The sequence below is a fragment of the Nocardiopsis alba genome (genome assembly GCF_000710955.1).
GTDB lineage: Bacteria > Actinomycetota > Actinomycetes > Streptosporangiales > Streptosporangiaceae > Nocardiopsis > Nocardiopsis alba.
Genome location: NZ_BAZE01000015.1, coordinates 115,363 through 133,857, shown reverse-complemented (window position 1 = coordinate 133,857; position 18,495 = coordinate 115,363). Strand labels below are relative to the sequence as shown.

Here is an 18,495-nt window from a genome sequence, read left to right as displayed (position 1 = left end):
GGCAGAAGAGGGACACTCTCACCCATCTCCCGAACGGAGCCCCCGTCCACGCCCGAGCCGGGCACCGATCGCATCGGCACCCGGCTCGAAACGTCGGGCGGTCTCCCTAATTGATGATCTCGTCGCGGCCTTCCTCGCGAAGAACGGCGAGCCGCTCCCGCCACATCTGGAGCGCCTCGGGGCTCAGCCGCGTCCAGTCGGTGATCTCCTCGACGATCAGCAGCGGATCCGTGCTCCGGTAGGAGCGCGTGGGGTTGCCGGGGAACTTCTTGTCGGTGACGTTCGGATCGTTCTCGAACACCCCGGTCGGCTCGACGAGGTACACCCGCGGGGTCCCCTCGCCCGAGGCGAGTTCGACGGCGATCTCGGCGGCGAGCCCCGCGCCGTCGATCAACGCGGTGAAATAGATGTGGTTCATGACGATCTCGGGCCGGTAGTTGGAGCGGAAACCGGCGGTGAGATGATCTCCGACCCGCAGGTCGGCGTTGGTGCCGTGGTAGAACGGCCCCTCGTCCAGTGGATCGACCATCCCTTCAGGTTACCGGCCCGCCTCCGGCTCACCAGAGGCGAGAACATCGATCTTTCCCCTCTTCCGCGACCGGGACGAGAGGTCGACCGGTTACGCTTCCCGGCGGCCCCGGATCCACCCCACCGGGGTTCCGATGTACCGGAGCGGAGAAATATGGACCACATAGCGCACACCCGCAACGGTCGGGTACGCGGTCTCCCCCTGACCGACGACATCGTCGCCTTCCGCGGCATCCCCTACGCCGGGCCACCGACGGGCGCCGCCCGATTCCGCGCCCCGGTCCCGCCCACTCCCTGGCATGACGTCCGGGACGCCACCCGGTTCGGACCGGTCTCCCCTCAGTCGAATTCGTTCCCCGGTGCCCCGCCCTGGACCCCCGACGACGAGGCGGAATACCTCTCAGTCAACGTGTGGGCCCCGAGGAACCACCCCGGGCCGCTCCCGGTACTGGTGTGGATCCACGGTGGCGCCTACCTCTTCGGCACCGCCGCCGAGCCGCTGTACGAGGCGAGCGCGCTCGCGCGGGCCGGACTGGTCGTCGTCTCGCTCAACTACCGCCTCGGTTTCGAGGGCTTCGGCCACGTCCCCGGTCGCCCCGACAACCGGGGCTTCCTCGACCAGGTGGCGGCGCTGCGGTGGGTGCGCGACAACATCGCCGAGTTCGGCGGCGACCCCGACAACGTCACCGTCGCCGGGCAGTCGGCGGGCGCCGGTTCGGTCGCCGCACTGCTCACGATGCCCTCGGCGCGCGGACTGTTCACCAGGGCGATCGCACATAGTGCTCCCAGTGATTTCCGCGCCGTCGATCACGCGCGCGAGATCACCGAACGGGTCGGCGCCGCGCTCGGTGTCCCGCTCGGTCAGGGCTCTTGGGACGACATCCCGCCGGAGGCCCTCATCAAGGCCACCCGGGCCGTGATCGCGTATTTCAGGGGCGATCGGAACGCCGGCTTCAACCACTACGTCTCGATGCCCTACGCCCCGATCCTGGACGGGGAGGTGCTGCCCGAGAATCCGCTACGCGCGATCGCCGCCGGGGCCGCCCGAGACACCGACCTGCTGGTCTGCCACACACAGCACGAATGGACCCTGTTCACGGCGTTGGAGTCGGTCTCCCCCGTCGAGGACGAGGAGGGCTTGAGGCACGCGGCGGTCTCCTTCGGGTTGGGCGAGGACGCCGTCGACGGGTACCGGGCACTGCTCCCCGGCGCGTCCCCGTCCGACCTGTACAACGCGATCGCCGGCGACGGCCTGTTCTCCGAGTACAGCATGCGTATCGGCGAGGAGCACGCGCGCGCCGGCGGGCGGACCTTCCTGTCCCGATTCACCTGGGAGAGCCCCGCCTTGGACGGCGCGCTCGGGGCCTGCCACGGGCTCGACCTCACGTTCGTCTTCGGAAAACTCGACTCCGGACAGAGCGCGTTCTTCCTGGACGGCCCCTCCACCGATCGACACCGTGACCTGTCGGAACGCATGATCCGCGCGTGGGCCGATTTCGCCTCGCACGGCGACCCCGGGTGGGCCGCGGCCGGCCCGGACAACACCCCGGTACGGATCTGGGACCTGCCCGTCGACCTGCGGAAGGAGGATCGGGACGGCGGCGTGCGCGCGCTGTGGCGGGATGTCTCCTTCTAGGGCGAGCCCTTCGAAGCGGAGACGGGACGAGTCGAGGGTCGAAAGGCCCTCGACCTCCATGGTCGTCCCCTGAGAGCCCACCGATACCACCGGGTCCGGCTCGTCCGGCTAGTGTGACCGTTCATGAGCGACGCCCCGATCGAGATCACCGCCGAGCTGATCGACGACCTGCTGCGCGAACAGCATCCGGACCTGGCGGGCCGGAGCATCCACGAGGTGGAGGGCGGCTGGGGCAACCAGATGTGGCGTCTGGGAGAGGACCTGGCCGTGCGGATGCCGCGCATGGACGACGCCGCCAGGCTCCAGCTTCGGGAACGCCGTTGGCTGCCCCTCCTGGCCCCGCGCCTTCCCCTTCCGATCCCCGTCCCGGTGCGGTCCGGTGAGCCGTCGGCCCGCTTCCCCAGGCCCTGGACCGTCATGACCTGGATCCCCGGCGAGCCCTTGGACCGCGCCCCCATCGATCGTGGCGAACACGCGGCCGTCGTCCTGGCCGACTTCCTCAACGCCCTCCACGTGGAGGCGCCCGCGGACGCGCCGATCAGTGAGAGCCGCGGCGGACATCCCGGTGAGTACACGGAGGGGTTCGACCACTTCTGCCACGCGGTCGTCCCCGACGATCTCGCCGACCGGGTCCGGGCCGTATGGGAGGACGCCGTCGCCGCTCCCGCCTGGGAGGGCCCGCCGTTCTGGGTGCACGGCGACCTCCACCCCGCCAACGCCATCGGCACGGACGGAACGCTCTCGGGGGTGGTCGACTTCGAAGACCTGCTCGCCGGAGACCCGGCCTGGGACCTCGCCGCCGCCTGGGTGCTGCTTCCCGACGGTGCCGCCAAGACCTTCTTCGACGCGTACGAGCGAGCGGGCGAGGGGACGATCCGGCGCGCCCGTGGTCTGGCCGCCTTGAAGAGCCTGTTCCTCATGCTCATGGGCCGCAACGGCGACCGGGGCCTGCCCGGCGGTAAGCCGACCTGGGGGCCGGCGGGCCGGGCGGCGCTCGATCGAGTCCTGGAGGAGGGTGTGGTGTAGGAAGGAAGGGCGCGACGGACCGCGCTCGACCGACCACGAAGAATGCGGGACATGACTCCACACCCCCCACGGAGCGACACCACCGAACTCCCCCACTGCGAGGGAGCCGTCCATCGGAGAAGACCGGTCCGCGCCTTTCTCCTGGGGGCCGGACTCGGCCTTCTCGCGTTGAACCTCGCCTTCGCCCTGGCCTGGACGAAGGTCCACATCGGCTACGGCGGTCACTTCGACATCGGCCTTCTACGGTTGTCGTACAGCCCGAACCTGGGCCACCCCGTGCACCTCGTCGTCCACGAGGCGCGGATCGTGTTCTTCCTGCTCGGCTGCGGGCTCACGTCCCTCGTGGCGCACCGGGCCCTGCCCCGCTGAGCAGGGGGTGCGGGGCAGGGCCCCGCACCCGCTCACCCCTCGGCCGCGGACACGAGGTCGAGCCGTTATCAGGGGGTGAGCGCCGCGTCCACCGCCCGGTACAGGGTCTCCGTCTCGCGTTGGGCGAGCGAGTCCTCCGCGGGCAGCGCCCGTTCGAGGCCGAGGCCGCTGAGCACGGTGCACAACAGGCTCGCGCGGCCGGGTATGCCTTCGAGGGGCGATCCCTCCTCCTCGGCGAGGAGTGCCAGCCACTTCTCGACACGGTGCCGGGTGTCCCGATCGATTCTCAGATAGGCCTCGCGTACCTGGGCGGTCTGCTCACCGGTGATGAAGGTCCGGGTCAGCTCACCCATGGCCGCACGCGCCTGCTCCGCGGATCCCACCGCCGTCAGGATCTCTCGCAGGCTCTCCACGAGGCGGTCGCGTGCGGGGATCGAGGTGTCGTGGATGCTGTGCGCCGGGGCGATCCAGTCGTAGATGCGGCGCATCACCTCGTCCCGCAGGGTCTGCTGGGTGGGGAAGTGGTGGCGCAGGGAGCCGCTGCTCACCCCGGCCCGCGCCGCGACGGCGCGGACGCTGAGGCGGGCCGTCACCCCACCCTCCTGGATGATCTCCGCGGCCGCCGCGAGGATGCGCTCGCGCGTGCCGGACGGCTGCTCGTCGTCCATGTCCCTACCGACCTCCTTCCAACACACTGTACTAGCACGGTGTGTTAGTGTGCCATCATTCCACTAGCACAGCGTACTAGTGGACCCCCGAGTGGAGGAGGAAGCCGTGTATCAGCAGTGGCGACGCCGCCGGGCCGAGAAGCGCGTCGCCCCGGGCGATGGCCGAGCGCTCCAGCGCTTCCGCTGGTGGCAGGTCCCGGGCCGGGCGCTCTTCCACCTCGACCAAGCCGACCCTTGGGGACCGCCCCGCCGCTACGCGATGGACGTGCGGCACTGGGGGAACCAGTCCTCCGGAGAGGTCGAGGCCAGGTTGTACCTCGACGGGCGTCAACACGCGGTGGGAAGGATGCCCGTCGCCTTCCCCATCGAGGGCGGGGTGATCGAAGTGGACATGAGCGACTACGGGATGAAGCGCTGCCACTTCGTGGCCGACGACGGCACCGAACGCCTGCTCACGCCCGACCCACGATCCCCCGAAGGCCGACGCGCCCGCTTCGGACGCAGGCATCCCGGGGTGAGCCGCGCCATCGGTGCCATATCGATCGTGTTCCTGTTGGTCGGTCTCGCCCTCCTGGCCCAGGAGATCGCCGTACCGCTCTCCGAAATCCCACCCATCGCCGAGCGTTTCGGCCGGATCGAGCCGCTGTTCGACCTACCGCGATGGCTGGACGTCACCCTCGCCATCGCGGCCGCGCTCGCCGCCACCGAGCGCGCCCTCCGACTGCGCTACCACTGGTTGATCGACGCGGGGGCCTCCTGAACTACGGCGGTGTGCCCTCGCCCGGGTGGCACCGACGCTCAACCCGTCGACTCGGCTTCGAGATCGAGCCGAGCTCCGGCCCAGCGTTCACGGATCCAGCGGTCGTGCGAGGCGATGACCACGGTGCCCGGATACTCGCCGATCGCCCGTTCCAACGCCGTGACCAGCGGCAGCGACAGGTGGTTGGTGGGCTCGTCGAGCAGGAGCAGCTCGGGTGGGTCGGCCAGCAGGATCGCCAATTCCAGACGACGTCGCTGCCCGAGACTGAGCGCCCCGACGGGTCGGTGCTCGTCACGCCCGGACAGCAGCCCGAAGGTCGACAAGGGGGTCCGCTCGGCGCGCTCGGCCCCGACGGCCTCCGTGTAGGCCTCGGAGACGGTGCGCTCCGAACCGTCCTCGTGGGAGAGCGCGATGGTCACGTCCTGACCGAGCAGCCCCACGCGCTGCCCCGAAAGCAGGTTCAGCGTTCCCGAGACCGGTACGAGACGGCCCGAGATCAGGCGCAGCAGTGTCGACTTGCCCGCCCCGTTGGCACCGGTGACCAGGAGCCTGTCCCCCGCTCCGAGCGCCAACGACACCGGAGCGAGCCTGCCCGGTACGTGGACCTCGGAGGCGGTGAGCAGCGGTCCATCGTCCTCCGGCGAAGTGACCGTCGGAACGCCCGAGGCGGTGAGACCGGCGAACGCCAACTCCTCCGGGGGCCTGCGGATCTGCTCCTTCTCCAGGGTCTCCAGACGGGCACGGGCGTCGTTGACCCGCCGCGCGACGACCTTGGCGTTGCGATCCCCGTAGAACTTCTTGGCTATACGCGACTCCGTGCGGGGCTTCCAGTTCACGTGCCCCACCTGCTGATTGTCCTGGACACCGGCCCGCAGCCTTCTCAGCTCGTCCTGCTCGTCGCGGTACCGCCGCTTCCAGCGCAGGCGGGCCTCGGCCCTCGAGACGAGGTAGTCGCTGTAGGTGCCGGAGAACCGGGTCACCCCGATCCCCGACCCGGGACCGTCCTCCCTGACCTCGTCCGCGAGCCGGTGCGGGATCGGCGCCGGATCGAGGTCGACCAGGGACGTGACCACCTCGTCGAGGAAGGCCCGGTCATGGCTGGCCAGAAGCACCGGACCGCGCCGGCCGAGCAGCACACGACGCAGATGCTCCGTGGCGGCGTCGTCCAGATGGTTGGTGGGCTCGTCCAACAGCAGCACATCGGGATCACGGAGCAACAGCCAGGCGAGTGAGAGCCGGGACCGCTGCCCGCCCGAGAGCTCCCCTGTGCGCCGCTCTCCCGGTACGGAGGCCAGGCCCAACCCCACGAGCATCGTGGAGATACGGGCGTCCACGCTCCAGGCGTCCAGGCGTTCGGCCACGTCCAGAGCGTGCGCGTACGCCCGCTCCACCTCGGCGTCCTGAGGAGCCTCGGCCAGGGCCTGGGCGCTATGGTCCACCGTCGTGACCGCGGCCCGGACCGGAGCGACCGCCGTCTCGATCGCCTCGTGCACCGTCATCGAGGGGGCGAAGGGCGCTTCCTGATGCAGCAGTCCGACCGCCGACGTGCCGTCCTGCCCGCCGACCACACGAGCCGTCCCCGCGTCGGGCGACAACAGCCCCGCGGCGACCCTCAGCAACGTGGACTTGCCGGATCCGTTCTCGCCGATCAGGCCGACCCGATCGCCCGAGGAGACCACGAACGACACGTCCGTGAGCACGCGACGGTCCGGGAAGGAGACGGAGACCGCGTCGATACGAAGGTGCGCGGAAGCGGAAGGAGAAGAAGAGGAAATGGCCACGAGTGCTCTCTGCGTCATCGGTAAGGATCCCGCCGGGCGATGGCCGCGGACGCGGGAGAAGGAAGAGCACTCAAGAAGCCATGTCGGGACTGTAGCAAGGGGCGGCCGAGGGTTCCAACCTCTTTTCCGGCGGGGTGGCGAAGCCGGTCCGGGGCGGACGTCTACTACCACGCGGACTACTCGATGTACGACTACATGGCCCTGGGCACCACGGGGGTGGGGCACCTGAGAAGAGGTGAACCCGCCGGTCGTGGGACTCGAAGGCGGTTCACCCCATGAGGGTGCGTACCGCCCGGTCGTACACCGCCTGCGCGATGGGGATCGTCTCGACCAGGACCCGCTCGTCGGTGGCGTGCAGTCCCTCGTACACGGCGCCGAAGCCGGCGGTGGCCGGGATCCCCAGCCCGGCGAGGTGGTTACCGATGTTCGACGGGCCGGCGATCTCGGCCACCACATCGATGCCCTGCTCGGCTGCGGCCCCCAGCAGCGCCGACCGCAGGGGCGACCGCTCCGGTAGGGCGTACGCCGGCCAGCGTGTGCGCTCCTCCACCAGGGTCGGTGGGGTGCCGGGCCACGCGGCGTCGACCTCGGCCACCACCGCGGCGACCAGGTCGGCGGCCTCCTCCCCGGTGAAGCGGGCGGTGGTGCGCACGTCCACGTTCACCGCGCACAGATCGGGGACCGCCGAGAACCCCGTTCCGCCTTCGACGGCGGTCACCGTGAGTTTTCCGGGCCCGAAGCCCTCGGCCGGCCCCGGCAGCGGCTTCTCCTCCAGCGCCCGAACGATCGCCGCCGCCTTGCCGATCGCGTTCGGCGTGCTCCGCCTTCCCCCCGAGTGCGAGGATCGCCCGTGCACCCTGAGCCGTACGCGATACACGCCCCGACCACCGACGACGAGCTTGTCCATCCCGGGGTAACCGATCATCACGCCGCCGACGTCCGTCGGAGCGTCCGGGCCCTCGAAGTAGCGCTCGGCCCCGCCGAAGCCGCCGGTGTGCTCGTCCAGATCGAACAGGAGCACCAGGTCTCCACGCAGGTGCGCGGCCTCGTGTCTCAGGCGCGCGGCCAGATGACAGAAGACGGCGACCGCGGACTTGGAGTCGGCGGCCCCACGTCCCCACAGCCACCCCTCGTGCACGTCTCCGCCGGTGGGCGGGTGGGTCCAGGCGGCCTCGTCACCGAACGGCGCGGTGTCCAGGCAGGCGTCCAATACCCATGTCGGCCCGGGTCTTTCTCCACGAACGGACGCGGTGAGCGCGACGGCCGAACCGGTGTCGTCGCGCAACACCGTCGGTTTCAGACCCTTCTCCGCCATCCACCGGCCCAGATGGTCGACGGCGTCGTCGTAGGGGTCGATGCCGCCCCGGGTCGGGATACGGACCAGGTCCCGGGTCAGTTCCAGGACCGAGTCGAGGTCGGCCCTGGCTCGGAGCAGGGCGGGAGAGGTGCGGAGGTCGGCCATGAGCGATCCCGGGGGTGTGAGGGGGCGGGGAGCAGTCCGTGCAGGGCTTCGAGGCTTTCCACCCGAGTGGCCGCGGCATAGCACTGGCGAGCGTGGTCCAGTAGACGCTCGGCGGCGGGTGGACCGAGTAGCACCCCGGAGTCGAAACCATAGGCGCTGGTGAGGGAGGGGATGGGGACGACGGCGGCCCGCTCGGAGGCGACGAAGAACCGTTCCGGCATATCCTGCTCGGGACGGATGAGACCGATGTGCAGGGTCTTCATCCCCAACGACCGGTCGTCGGGGTCGCGGGCCTCCAGCAAACGCCCCAGGTGGGCGTGCAGGGCCCTGTTGCGAGGAGGTCCGAACAGCAGCCGGTAGTGGACCAGTTCCGGGCGGGCCGCGAGCGCCTTCTCGATGGTCTTCAGGTAGGCGACGTCGCGGGAGCGGGACCCGGTCACCGCCAGATGGGAGGCGGCCGTTCGCGCCACCTCGCTCATGGCCTCGCGCAGGTCACGGGGACCGTTGACCAGACAGGACGTGTTCCCGGACTCGACCGCGCCGTCCTGGTGGGCGAACAACTCCTCGATCGGACGACCGTAGTAGTCGGTGAGCAGGTCCCGGTAGCGGCGGCTGGTGGTGCGCCGGCCGCGCTCCCACCCGGAGAGCATGCTCGGGGTGACCCCGCTGGACCCGGTCCGTGACCGGTGGTCCAGGTCGGCGCACACCTGTTCCAGGGTCAGCCCGCGATCGACGCGGACCTGACGTAAGGGGCTGGGTCGGGGGGTGGGTGGTGTCACGCACCACGTCCTCGGTCAGGGGGAGCGGGGCGGGGATCGGTGCTGGTGGACCCCGTTCACCTCCGTACCCGGCGGATCGACCTCGCATACCCGTACCCGCGGTCCTGGGTCGGGCGGAGAACCAGGTCCGCGGAAGAGGATCCTCCTCGCTGGAGCGCGGGTGGTCGTCTCGGCGTTCCTTGTCCCCGGGCTGTCCACCGTGCCCGAGCAGGGGGTGAACAACGTGGTGGACAACCGGTGACCTGGCCCGGGGCCCGCCGGTGGGCGACCCTGGGACCATCCATCGTCTTCGGTCGGAGGTCTTCCGTGAACCACCACCGCTCGCCCGTCATCGTCGAGTTCCTCCGCGCGTCGGAACCCGGCCCACTCCACACGTCGCTCACTTCATGCCCGGTCGGGCCCGAGGGCCCCGGGTTCCACGCCATCACCGGGCTCGGCGCCGAGATCGACCGGGGCACCCCGTCCCCGGACGAGGGCGCCTTCGAGGCGTCGCCACGAGGGTTCGCCCACTGGGCGTCCCTTCCTCGACGGCCGTACCGCTCACCCGCCGCCGGTCGCCTGACGACACCGGTGCCCGAGGTTCGGGTCGGGGAGGCCGCGTGATCTGTCTGGCCATCGACCTGAACGACTGCGTCGTGGACCCCGCGCCTCAGGACGTCGGGGAGGCCATGCACGCCACCGCGCGACGGCTGGGCGTACGGGTACTGCTCGAAGCGCCCGCCGGGTACCCGGACCACGGCGTCACCCACATGATGGCCCTGGCCGAGTCCCACCTGGTCGTGTCCACCTGGCCCGAACATCGCGCGGCCCAGATCGACCTCGTCTCCTGCCGCGCCGACACCGATCCGGAGAACGCCCTGGAGCCGCTGCTGTCCCTGTTCGGCCCGGGGAGAACCACCATTCGGCACATTCCACGGTGGAACCCGAAGGCGGCTCCGGTCCCCGGGTAGGAAGGCCCCGTCTCACGGGTGGCCCACATCCCCCACCACCCGCTCCCGAAGAAGCGAATAGACCTCACCGACAACCCACCCACCAGGCCTTCTCCAACCCCCGAAGGAACCCCTTCGAAAAAAACGAGGACACGACTTGAAGCCCAGGAAAAACCAATACATCAGCACATGACATCGGCACCAAATACCACTTCATGCGCATAATTCATCGACATAGACATACCATCAAGACATACAAGCAATCATCAAACTCGAACCATGCCGACATCTCCACAGAGAACGAATGGTCGATCTGATCGATACGATCGCCATGGTATTTTTCTCACACGCGTTCACCCCCCGATTCCAAGAACGCGCAGGAGGGCCTACCATGACACGTCCCTGGGAAGCGGACCCCGAAGCGAACATGGCGCGCAGGCTGGGGAGATCCCCGGTCGAACTGGGCAACACCGACAAAGTCAGCGGCTGCCCCGACATCTGGGAGCTCGACAACGGTGACATCGCCGTGATCGGGCGCGATCTGACCGACGCCTACACGGAACGCCTTCCAGCGGGAGCCGTCATCGCAAAGGACGAACGCCTGGTCGTCATCCCCCGCAACACCCTCATATCAGCGAAAGCGGACATCCCCGATGCTTGACACCATCGATGGTCTCATTGGTGAGAGCCTGGAGCTCGATCCCTACCTCGATGAATTCGACGGACGTCTGGCCTCGCTCAGGAACGCCGAAGTCTGGAAGCTCGAACGGCAACAGGTCTTTCACCAGCCGGAAAGTGAAAGTTGGCTGGCCTTCCGCGATGGACACCGAGACGATTCCCTACGGTTTCTGGAGGACAACCGCGCCTCCCTGCGAGAGCAGTTCACCGAACTCGCCCGAGCGGGATGCGTGCTGCGAAGGACCCGTGTCGTGGAGAAGCCCTTCATGGCCTACCTGCTGTGGGAACTGCACTCCCTCCACCTACGAGCCCAGTGCGGTGAGGACATCAGGATCATCTCCGCCGAGCCTCTGGCCGCTTGGGAACGGGAACGTCCGGTACCCGAGATCGTGGGGCTCGGCGACGAGGTGATGTACCGGATCCGGTACGACGACCAAGGCGTTCTCCAGGGCGGCGTCCGTTTCACCGACCGCGCCGTCATCACACGATGCCGCGCGGAGGTCGCCGCCCTTCACCAGGCCGGCGAGGACCTGAGGAGCTACTTCCCCCGCGAGGTCGAGGGGGTGACGCTCGACCGTGAGCGACCATAGATCCTCCGAGCCCGATGAGGGTTCCGACGAGCGGCCCGCCACAGGCGACAGCACTCGGATGGGGGCGGTCGCGGGACGCGCGGTACAGGCGAGGGACGTCCAGGGCGGGATCCACTTCCACGGTCAGAACCCGCCGACGCATTCTTCTCCCGTACCCGGACAGCTGCCCGGTGACGTTCACGGGTTCGTCAATCGGATCGGGGAGCTGGAGGTGCTCAGCACCCATCTGAGTACCGAGGACCTCGACGGCGCTTCCGAGGCACCCGTCCACGTCATCACCGGGACTGCCGGCGTCGGCAAGACCGCTCTGGCCCTGCACTGGGCCCATCGAGTGCGCGACCGTTTCCCCGATGGTCAACTCTACGTCGATCTGCGAGGGTACGGAGCCGGTCGACCCATCGACCCGGATCAGGCGCTGGAGCGCTTCGTTCGCGCCTTCGGGGTGCCCGCCGACGCCGTGCCCGCGGATCTCGACGACCGCTCCGCCCTCTACCGTTCCCTCTTGGCCGAACGACGCGTGCTCGTCGTCCTCGACAACGCGGCGACCGCGGCGCAGGTACGCCCTTTACTACCCGGCTCCTCGGCCTGCGTCGTGCTGGTCACCAGCAGGGACCGGCTGTCCGGCTTGGTCGCCAGAGATGGCGCTCGGCGTCTGACCGTGCGCACGCTGGAGCCGGAGGAGGCTGTGGAACTCCTCGAACACGTCACCGAGAGCCATCGGCCACGCGACGAGCCGCATGAGGTCGCCGAGCTGGCCCGTCTGTGCGGAGAGCTGCCCTTGGCCCTGCGCATCGCCGCCGAACGAGCGGCGGGTCGACCCCACATGCCGTTGTCGGAGCTGATCCAGGACCTGCGAGACGAGTCCGCTCTCTGGGACGCTCTCGCCACCGACGATGAGGAAGAGGCCGACGCGGTCCGTAGTGTCTTCGCCTGGTCCTACCGGGCGCTGCCGGAGGAGACCGCACGCCTGTTCCGGCTACTCGGGCTGCACCCCGGCCATGACTTCGACGCGGGCTCCGCCGCGGTTCTCGGGGACTTGCCGCTCAGGCGGGCACGACGTGTCCTGGACACACTCGTCGGCGCCCACCTGGTGGAACAGATCGGCCCGGACCGATATCGATTCCACGATCTCCTACGTTCCTACGCTCTGGACCAGGCTCGTCGTGAAGAGTCGCCCGAGAGCCGCTACGAAGCGCTGGAACGTCTACTGAACCGGTATCTGTGCACCGCCGATAGCGCTTCCAGAGCGGTGGATTCACCCCTGCGTCGGCTCGAATCGGTCTCGGCATCGAACGAGGACGCTACCGGTGACATTCGCGATTTCGCCGATAACGCGGACGCTGTCCGGTGGTTCGAGGCCGAGAACAGGAACCTGGTCGCTTTGACCGAGGCCGCCTCCGAAGCGGGCATGGACTCGATCGCATGGCGTCTACCGATCGTGCTGAGACACGTCTACGTCTACAGAACACCCATGAACGCCTGGATCTCCACGACTCTCCTCGGACTGGGCGCGGCCCGACGCGAGCAAGAACACGCTGCCGAGGCGGAGCTTCTGGAGAGTCTGGGGATGGCCTACGTGCAATCCCATCGCACGCAAGAGGGCATCGAGCGGCATCGCCACGCTCTGCGGCTGCGTCGAGAACTGGGCGATGAACTCGGTGAGGCCATGTCCCTCAACGCGTTGGGGCTGGCACATCTGCGCGAGCATCGGGTCGATCGGGCGCGTGAGGCCTTCGAACGTTCACTCGCGACCGCCCGACGTCTGGGCGAACGGACCTGGGAGGGGATCGTCCTCGGCAACCTGGCCGACGCTCTACTCGATTCGGGAGATCTCCACGGTTCGGTGGCCCTGGCCGAGAAGGCCAGAGCGATTCTCAGGGAGACCGGTAACAGGATGAGCGAGTTCGCCTGTCTGGTCTGCCTGGGTACGGCATGGCGGGATCTGGGTTCCCTCGACCGGGCTCTGTCCTACGTCCTGAGCGCTCTCGACGTCGCCCGAGAACTCGACAACGCGGTCCGGGAAGGGTTCGCGCTTCTGGAACTCGGTCGGATCCACGAGTTACTCGACCGGCCGGAGGAGGCTCTGGCGAACTTCCATGAGGCGGCCCTCCTCCACCGGTCGATCGGCGATCACGTGCGAGAGGCCCGTTCCTTCGAGGGGGCGGGGCAGGTCCACCGGTCGGCCGGACGTCTGAAAGAATCCGCGCGGTTCTTCCGGCAGGCGGCGATCGGCTATCGCAGGAACAAGGCCTACCACGATCTCGCGGAGTGCCTCGACCGCCTGGCCACCGTGCTGTCCGACATCGGTGAACCGGAGGCCTCGCGTGAACATCGGCGCGAAGCGTTGAAAACCATCGCGGACCTGTCCGACCCCAGGGCCGAACGTCTGCGCGAGACAGTGACCGCCCGTCTCACGGACCCCTCCCCCTCTTGAGAAAGGCGACCTCCCCCACCTGTTTCTGGAAGCCGTCCCTGCGAGTACGACCTCCCACCTTCGGGTCCGCCTTCAGGACTCCATGGGGGCGGGCCCGCACAGCTCGTATTCGACCTCGCCGTGTTCGGTGCCCGGGAGCGGGTCGTCGAAGTGCGCGTGGAAGGTCCGCACGTACCTCAGGCCGGCCTTCTCCATGACGCGGCGGGAGGCGAGGTTGACCGCCATGGTCTCGGCCCACACCCGCCGCACGCCCAGCTCGTCGAAGCCCTTGCGCACCAGCGCTCGCGCCCCCTCGGTGGCGTATCCGCGTCCCCAGGCCGACGTCTTGAGCCGGTAGCCGAGCTCCACCTCCTCCGCGCCGCCGTCCGCGGAGGGTTCGAGGGCGAACCAGCCCAGGAACTCGCCGGTGGAGCGTTCGATGGCGGCCCAGTGCCCGACCGGCCCGAGTTCGTACTCGCGTAGGAACCCCGGCAGCACCTTCTCCTCGATCTCGGCGCGCGGCGTCGGCTCGCCGGTGAGAAAGCGCATCACCTCGGAGTCGCCGTCCAGCCGGACCAGGTGGTCCACGTCCGCTTCGGTGAAACGCCGGAGCAGCAGCCGTTCGGTCTCCAGGAAGACCTCCACTGGCGGGCCTCTCTCCTCGTGGGGGCAGGGTCGTTCGTCATCCTGTCGGGGTCCGACCGGTCCCGTCCACGATTTTTCGACGCGGTGAGGCCGAGGTTCAGACCGCGATCTGCTCCGCGAGCCGTTCGGCGACTCCGCGGGGTTCGCGTCCGAGGAGTTCGGAGAGCAGCGGGGTGGTCTCGGCGAAGTGGCCCTCGCGGGCCGCCCGATACCAGGTGAGCATGAACCGGGCCGCCGGTTCGGGGAGGCCGGCCGCGATCTGGTCGGCGACCCACCGTTCGTCGTCCACGACGACGCGCTCGATGGTGCGGCCGGTGAGTTCGGAGGCGATGGCCGCGATGTCCCCGAGGGTGAGGGCGGTGGGCGCGGCGAGGGTGACGGGGCCGTCGATGCGACGGCCGCCGGCGAGAATCGCCGCGGTCGCCTCGGCCACGTCGGCTCGGTCGGTGTACGGGACGGGGCCGTCCGCGGGCAGGGCGATCTCCCCGGTCCGTGACCACGGGCCGAGCACCTGGTCGAGCGGTCCGTAGGCGCCGTTGCGCAGGACCGTCCAGGCGAGACCGGACTCGGCCAGGGCCGCCTCGGTGTCGATGTGGATCCGCGACGGCGGGTACGGGTTGCCGGGGACGGCGGCCTGCTGTCCGGTGTAGACGATCCTCTGGACACCGGCGTCGACGGCGGCCTCGATCGCGTCGCGGTGCAGGGCGACGATGTCGGCGGTCGGATCGTTGCCGGACACCAGCAGTACCTGTTCCGCTCCGGCGAAGGAGTCGCGCAGAGCGGTCGGATCCTCGTAGGAGCCTCGCCGCACGCGGACGCCGCGGTCGGCGAAGTGCCGCGCTCTGGTCTCGTCACGGACGCTGACGCCGATCCGCCCGGCGGGCAGGTGCCGGAGGAGGTGCTCGACGGTGGCGCCACCCAGACCGCCGGTCGCACCGGTCACCACGATCATGGTCACACCCTTCGTTCATAAACTGACCGGGGTGGTCAGTTTCGCTCATGACCCCGACCCTAGGTAACCTGACCCTGTAGGTCAATTTATGGTGGCGACGACGAGGGCGGTGTGGAGATGAGCGGTGGAGTGTCATCGAGGCCTCGGCTGCGCGCCGACGCCGAACGCAACGCCGCCCAGATCAGGCGCGCCGCGATCGACGCCTTCCAGGGGCGGGGCCTCACCGTGCCTCTGGAGGAGGTCGCCAAGGCGGCCGGGGTGAGCAAGGCGACGATCTTCAACCGCTTCGGCGGCCGGATCGGCCTCATCGACGCGGTCATCGAAGAGGTCGTCGCGGTCGAACTGCGCGCCATCGTCGACCGCACCCGCTCCATCGACGACGCCGGGGAACGACTCGCGTACTACGTCACCGCGATCCGCGACCTCCAGTACCGTCAGCCGGCCGCCAACGACACCATGTTGCAGGTCTATCCCGAGGCTCGAAGCCTCATGGAGATCTGTCGGATCGCCGGCGAGATCAACGAGGAGCTCATCTCTGCGAGCCGGGCCTCGGGGGCGCTGCGCCCCGAGTTCACCGTGGACGACCTCCACGCGCTCGTGCACGACAACGCGCTCGCGCTCAAGCACGGCCCTCTCCCCCGGCGGGAGGACTACAACCGCCGCACCGTCTTCCTCCTCGATGGGATGCGCGCCCGCTAGAGGGGCGCGAAGCCCTCCCGCTTCAACGGGTTCTCGGTGGCGGACGAGAGGGACGGTGGGCGTGGGACGGGCCTCACGCCGACGACCACCCCTCGCCCCTCTCCCGTAGGGCACCCTCCTTTGAGAGAATGAGGGTCCGGACCCTCACCAGACGGCCCCCCACGGCGACTGCACCCGGCCGAGGCCCCCGAAGACCCTGTTCGGCGAGACCCGCTCGAGGTGCGTATGTCCTCCGCTCAGCCGCGTCCGTCCCTGCCCGAAGAGTTCCTGCTCCTGTGCCACCACCCGCACGGGCGCCTCGACGATCCCGACCTCACCGCGTTGGGATGCGCGCTCGCCGAGCTCGGCGAACTGGTGCTCCGCCGCGACCTGTGGCTCGCCACCAAGAAGACTCGGCTCTTCGGCCTGGACGTCTACTCGCTGTCGGGCAGGATCCACCTCCAGTCCTCCGCCCCCACCGGCCTGGCCTGGGCCGACGAGATCCTCTCCGAGGTGGGGACCATGACGGTCTCGCGGGGTGGGCCGATCCGCCTGGACGCCTGGATCCGGCACCGCGACTCCAGAGCGCTGTCCCTGCACGAGGAGGCCTTGATCGGTCGCGGCCTCCTACGGCCCTCGAGAATTCGTGGGCACCGCGTTCCGGATCCCGCCGTGTGCGACACGCTCGTCATCTGGCTCCAGGCGATCGCCGAGGAACGCGCCTCGATGGACGAGCGGATGCTGTTCCTGTTCGACCTCGTGACCGGTGCCCGCCTGGGCGAGAACCTCGGGGTGGCCCTCAAGACACGCCAACGGTTCGATCGGGCCCGGGGCATCGGGGCCGTGGCGGGACTGTCGGAGGACATGCGGGACGCGAGCACGGTGCTGTCCGAGAAGCTCACCCTCCACCGGGCCCGGAGCAGGGGAGGCAATGGAGACGGTGGGGATGGCGGTGACGGCGGGGGCGAATAGATCCAGGATCATGACCGAACGTGGCCGACCGGCCTCGGTCTGGCCCGGGACCGGTCGGCGGCTCGCTATCGTGATGGGCGACCCCGACGAGCCTGTCCCCTTTTCAGGAGCACCGATGAGCGAGCAGCAGCCCAAGAAGGACCTCCCTCCGGAGGCCATGGGGAACGAGAAGTGGCACGACACCACCGACGCGGTATGGATGCGCTCCTCGCTCTCCGATCCGGAGTCGGAGGCGATCGTGGAGGTCGCCGAGTTCGACGACGGCTTCCGCGCCGTACGCGACGGCAAGTCCCCGGAGAAGGGCACGCTGTTCTTCACCCCCGCCGAATGGGAGGCCTTCACCCTGGGTGCGAGGGACGGAGAGTTCGACATCCCCGAGGAACACCTCACCGAAGAGGAGATCGCCCTCCAGCGCGAGCGGGCGAACCAGCCCGCCGAATGGGTGCCCTCCCCGCTCCTGACCCCCAAGGCCCGCGAGGAATACGAACGCCGCCGGGCCGCCAAGGCCTGACGAGACGGCGTACCCCCGGTCTGCCCTCCCTGTGGCGGGCCGTGGTGGTGGAACGGCGAGCGCGGCGGCCCCTACTTACCGCTGTAGACGGGGAAGCCGCTGTGCTCGCCGTAGTCCCGCATGCGCACGTTCCGCAGAGCGTCCATGTCCTCGTCGGAGATGACGAAGTCGACCTGGGCGTTGGCGCGCATGTGCTCGGGGTTCGCGGTCTTGGGCAGTGAAACGGTGCCCAACTGGAGGGTGTAGCGGATGCACAGCTGTGGGACGCTCACGCCGTACCTCTCGGCCATCGCCGCGACGTCCGTGTTCTCCAACATCCGTCCGTGGGCGATCGGCGAGTAGGCCTCGACCAGGATGTCCTCGCTCTCGCAGAAGGCGATGAGCTCGGACGGGGTGTTGCCGACGTGGACGAGCAGCTGGTTCACCTGCGGTGCGACGGTGCAGGAGCCGAGGATGTTCTCCAGATCGGACCGCAGGAAGTTGGAGACCCCGATGGAACGGATCCTGCCGGTGCCGTACGCGTCCTCCAGGGCCCGCCAGGCCTCGCGGTTGCCCTCGGCGTAGTCGTCGCCGCGGAAATCGTCCCAGGGCTGCGGACTGTGGATGAGCATCAGATCGATGTGGTCCAGCCCCAGGTCGGCGAGCGACCCCTCGATCGCGGCGACCGCCCGGTCGTAGTCCTTGATCTCCGCGGCCAGCTTCGTGGACACGAACAGGTCCTCACGGGCGATATCGGCGGTGCTCACCCCATGCCCGACCCCGCGCTCGTTGCCGTAGGCCTGCGCGGTGTCGATGTTGCGGTAGCCGATCTCGACGGCCTCGCGTACCGCCCGCGCCACCTCGTCGTCGTCGATGAACCACGTGCCCAGCCCCACCTTGGGGATGGCCACGCCGTTGGACAGCGTGTAGGTCTCGTTCAGGATCGTCATGTTCCGCCCCTTCCCGCCCGAGCCCGCCGTACCGCCGCTTCCCGGTGATCGGTTCGAGCCCCGCGTCGTGGCCTTCGTGGCTCGAGGAGCACGGCCCCGATGGCGACGTTCTCGCTGGTGAGCATGTGCAGATACCTCTGCCCGACGAGGCTCTGGGCGTAAACCTCGCGCCCCTCGCACCGGTGGCGG

At 69.1% G+C, this 18,495-nt stretch carries 19 protein-coding genes; 11 read left to right on the top strand and 8 right to left on the bottom strand.

The features are described from left to right. Window positions 1-106: 106 nt before the first annotated feature. Complete coding sequence (gene arr, locus TR33_RS23590; protein ID WP_042285598.1) at window positions 107-529, bottom strand: NAD(+)--rifampin ADP-ribosyltransferase; 423 nt, start codon at window positions 527-529, stop codon at window positions 107-109. Window positions 530-682: 153 nt separating this feature from the next. On the opposite strand from arr, the gene TR33_RS23585 reads away from it, so the two are divergent. The 3 genes from TR33_RS23585 to TR33_RS23575 all read left to right on the top strand — a co-directional run bounded on the left by TR33_RS23585 (window position 683) and on the right by TR33_RS23575 (window position 3,559). Then, window positions 683-2,164: a carboxylesterase/lipase family protein gene (locus TR33_RS23585; RefSeq protein WP_042285596.1), complete on the top strand. Its 1,482-nt coding sequence runs from the start codon at window positions 683-685 to the stop codon at window positions 2,162-2,164. A gap of 123 nt (window positions 2,165-2,287) precedes the next feature. Continuing rightward, a complete protein-coding gene (locus TR33_RS23580) occupies window positions 2,288-3,190 on the top strand; it encodes a phosphotransferase (protein ID WP_042285594.1) in 903 nt (300 codons plus the stop codon). Between the two features lie 51 nt (window positions 3,191-3,241). Continuing rightward, on the top strand, window positions 3,242-3,559 hold the full coding sequence (locus TR33_RS23575; RefSeq protein WP_042285591.1) for a hypothetical protein: 318 nt from the start codon (window positions 3,242-3,244) through the stop codon (window positions 3,557-3,559). A gap of 68 nt (window positions 3,560-3,627) precedes the next feature. Here the strand turns inward: TR33_RS23575 and TR33_RS23570 are convergent, their stop codons facing one another. Beyond that, window positions 3,628-4,227: a TetR/AcrR family transcriptional regulator gene (locus tag TR33_RS23570; protein ID WP_042285589.1), complete on the bottom strand. Its 600-nt coding sequence runs from the start codon at window positions 4,225-4,227 to the stop codon at window positions 3,628-3,630. 106 nt (window positions 4,228-4,333) lie between these two features. On the opposite strand from TR33_RS23570, the gene TR33_RS23565 reads away from it, so the two are divergent. After that, window positions 4,334-4,987: a hypothetical protein gene (locus tag TR33_RS23565; RefSeq protein WP_042285587.1), complete on the top strand. Its 654-nt coding sequence runs from the start codon at window positions 4,334-4,336 to the stop codon at window positions 4,985-4,987. 38 nt (window positions 4,988-5,025) lie between these two features. On the opposite strand, the gene TR33_RS23560 is transcribed toward TR33_RS23565, so the two are convergent. From TR33_RS23560 to TR33_RS23550, 3 genes are all read right to left on the bottom strand, one after another. After that, complete coding sequence (locus TR33_RS23560) at window positions 5,026-6,786, bottom strand: ABC-F family ATP-binding cassette domain-containing protein (RefSeq protein ID WP_234305948.1); 1,761 nt, start codon at window positions 6,784-6,786, stop codon at window positions 5,026-5,028. Between the two features lie 250 nt (window positions 6,787-7,036). After that, window positions 7,037-8,230 carry a M20 family metallopeptidase gene (locus tag TR33_RS23555; protein ID WP_042285583.1) on the bottom strand — a complete coding sequence of 398 codons (1,194 nt, stop codon included), beginning with the start codon at window positions 8,228-8,230 and terminating at the stop codon, window positions 7,037-7,039. Continuing rightward, window positions 8,161-9,009, bottom strand: a complete 849-nt coding sequence (locus tag TR33_RS23550) for a helix-turn-helix transcriptional regulator (RefSeq protein WP_042285580.1) — start codon at window positions 9,007-9,009, stop codon at window positions 8,161-8,163. Before TR33_RS23550 ends, TR33_RS23555 begins: the two co-directional genes overlap by 70 nt. Window positions 9,010-9,608: 599 nt before the next feature. Here TR33_RS23550 and speD point away from each other — a divergent pair. The 4 genes from speD (at window position 9,609) to TR33_RS23525 (ending at window position 13,640) form a co-directional block, all read left to right on the top strand. Continuing rightward, entirely contained in the window at window positions 9,609-9,959 is a 351-nt protein-coding gene (gene speD, locus TR33_RS23540; protein WP_017536285.1) for an S-adenosylmethionine decarboxylase, read from the top strand. A gap of 370 nt (window positions 9,960-10,329) precedes the next feature. Then, window positions 10,330-10,599 carry a hypothetical protein gene (locus TR33_RS23535; protein ID WP_042285576.1) on the top strand — a complete coding sequence of 90 codons (270 nt, stop codon included), beginning with the start codon at window positions 10,330-10,332 and terminating at the stop codon, window positions 10,597-10,599. After that, the gene (locus TR33_RS23530) at window positions 10,592-11,206 is read left to right on the top strand and encodes a DUF6879 family protein (RefSeq protein WP_042285575.1); all 615 of its coding nucleotides are present in this window, start codon (window positions 10,592-10,594) and stop codon (window positions 11,204-11,206) included. The genes TR33_RS23535 and TR33_RS23530 overlap by 8 nt, the downstream gene beginning before the upstream one ends. A 58-nt stretch (window positions 11,207-11,264) precedes the next feature. Then, window positions 11,265-13,640 carry an ATP-binding protein gene (locus TR33_RS23525; protein WP_042285572.1) on the top strand — a complete coding sequence of 792 codons (2,376 nt, stop codon included), beginning with the start codon at window positions 11,265-11,267 and terminating at the stop codon, window positions 13,638-13,640. A gap of 72 nt (window positions 13,641-13,712) precedes the next feature. Here TR33_RS23525 and TR33_RS23520 read toward each other — a convergent pair whose 3' ends face one another. Next, window positions 13,713-14,264: a GNAT family N-acetyltransferase gene (locus TR33_RS23520; RefSeq protein ID WP_017536281.1), complete on the bottom strand. Its 552-nt coding sequence runs from the start codon at window positions 14,262-14,264 to the stop codon at window positions 13,713-13,715. Window positions 14,265-14,361: 97 nt separating this feature from the next. Continuing rightward, entirely contained in the window at window positions 14,362-15,216 is an 855-nt protein-coding gene (locus TR33_RS23515; RefSeq protein ID WP_042285614.1) for an NmrA family NAD(P)-binding protein, read from the bottom strand. 117 nt (window positions 15,217-15,333) lie between these two features. On the opposite strand from TR33_RS23515, the gene TR33_RS23510 reads away from it, so the two are divergent. The 3 genes from TR33_RS23510 (at window position 15,334) to TR33_RS23500 (ending at window position 17,377) form a co-directional block, all read left to right on the top strand. Further along, a complete protein-coding gene (locus tag TR33_RS23510; protein WP_042285611.1) occupies window positions 15,334-15,915 on the top strand; it encodes a TetR/AcrR family transcriptional regulator in 582 nt (193 codons plus the stop codon). Window positions 15,916-16,140: 225 nt separating this feature from the next. Continuing rightward, window positions 16,141-16,866 (top strand): GOLPH3/VPS74 family protein, encoded by a 726-nt coding sequence (locus tag TR33_RS23505; protein WP_042285571.1) that lies wholly within the window; start codon window positions 16,141-16,143, stop codon window positions 16,864-16,866. Between the two features lie 115 nt (window positions 16,867-16,981). Then, on the top strand, window positions 16,982-17,377 hold the full coding sequence (locus TR33_RS23500) for a DUF397 domain-containing protein (protein ID WP_041562025.1): 396 nt from the start codon (window positions 16,982-16,984) through the stop codon (window positions 17,375-17,377). Window positions 17,378-17,448: 71 nt separating this feature from the next. Here TR33_RS23500 and TR33_RS23495 read toward each other — a convergent pair whose 3' ends face one another. Further along, a complete protein-coding gene (locus TR33_RS23495) occupies window positions 17,449-18,306 on the bottom strand; it encodes an aldo/keto reductase (protein WP_042285568.1) in 858 nt (285 codons plus the stop codon). Window positions 18,307-18,495 lie beyond the last annotated feature (189 nt).

Bases quoted from the DNA above. Each gene is read 5' to 3' on its own strand.
- arr (WP_042285598.1), bottom strand. From the start codon at position 529: ATGGTCGATCCACTGGACGAGGGGCCGTTCTACCACGGCACCAACGCC.
- TR33_RS23585 (WP_042285596.1), top strand. From the start codon at position 683: ATGGACCACATAGCGCACACCCGCAACGGTCGGGTACGCGGTCTCCCC.
- TR33_RS23580 (WP_042285594.1), top strand. From the start codon at position 2,288: ATGAGCGACGCCCCGATCGAGATCACCGCCGAGCTGATCGACGACCTG.
- TR33_RS23575 (WP_042285591.1), top strand. From the start codon at position 3,242: ATGACTCCACACCCCCCACGGAGCGACACCACCGAACTCCCCCACTGC.
- TR33_RS23570 (WP_042285589.1), bottom strand. From the start codon at position 4,227: ATGGACGACGAGCAGCCGTCCGGCACGCGCGAGCGCATCCTCGCGGCG.
- TR33_RS23560 (WP_234305948.1), bottom strand. From the start codon at position 6,786: ATGACGCAGAGAGCACTCGTGGCCATTTCCTCTTCTTCTCCTTCCGCT.
- TR33_RS23555 (WP_042285583.1), bottom strand. From the start codon at position 8,230: ATGGCCGACCTCCGCACCTCTCCCGCCCTGCTCCGAGCCAGGGCCGAC.
- TR33_RS23535 (WP_042285576.1), top strand. From the start codon at position 10,330: ATGACACGTCCCTGGGAAGCGGACCCCGAAGCGAACATGGCGCGCAGG.
- TR33_RS23530 (WP_042285575.1), top strand. From the start codon at position 10,592: ATGCTTGACACCATCGATGGTCTCATTGGTGAGAGCCTGGAGCTCGAT.
- TR33_RS23525 (WP_042285572.1), top strand. From the start codon at position 11,265: ATGGGGGCGGTCGCGGGACGCGCGGTACAGGCGAGGGACGTCCAGGGC.
- TR33_RS23515 (WP_042285614.1), bottom strand. From the start codon at position 15,216: ATGATCGTGGTGACCGGTGCGACCGGCGGTCTGGGTGGCGCCACCGTC.
- TR33_RS23510 (WP_042285611.1), top strand. From the start codon at position 15,334: ATGAGCGGTGGAGTGTCATCGAGGCCTCGGCTGCGCGCCGACGCCGAA.
- TR33_RS23505 (WP_042285571.1), top strand. From the start codon at position 16,141: ATGTCCTCCGCTCAGCCGCGTCCGTCCCTGCCCGAAGAGTTCCTGCTC.
- TR33_RS23500 (WP_041562025.1), top strand. From the start codon at position 16,982: ATGAGCGAGCAGCAGCCCAAGAAGGACCTCCCTCCGGAGGCCATGGGG.
- TR33_RS23495 (WP_042285568.1), bottom strand. From the start codon at position 18,306: ATGACGATCCTGAACGAGACCTACACGCTGTCCAACGGCGTGGCCATC.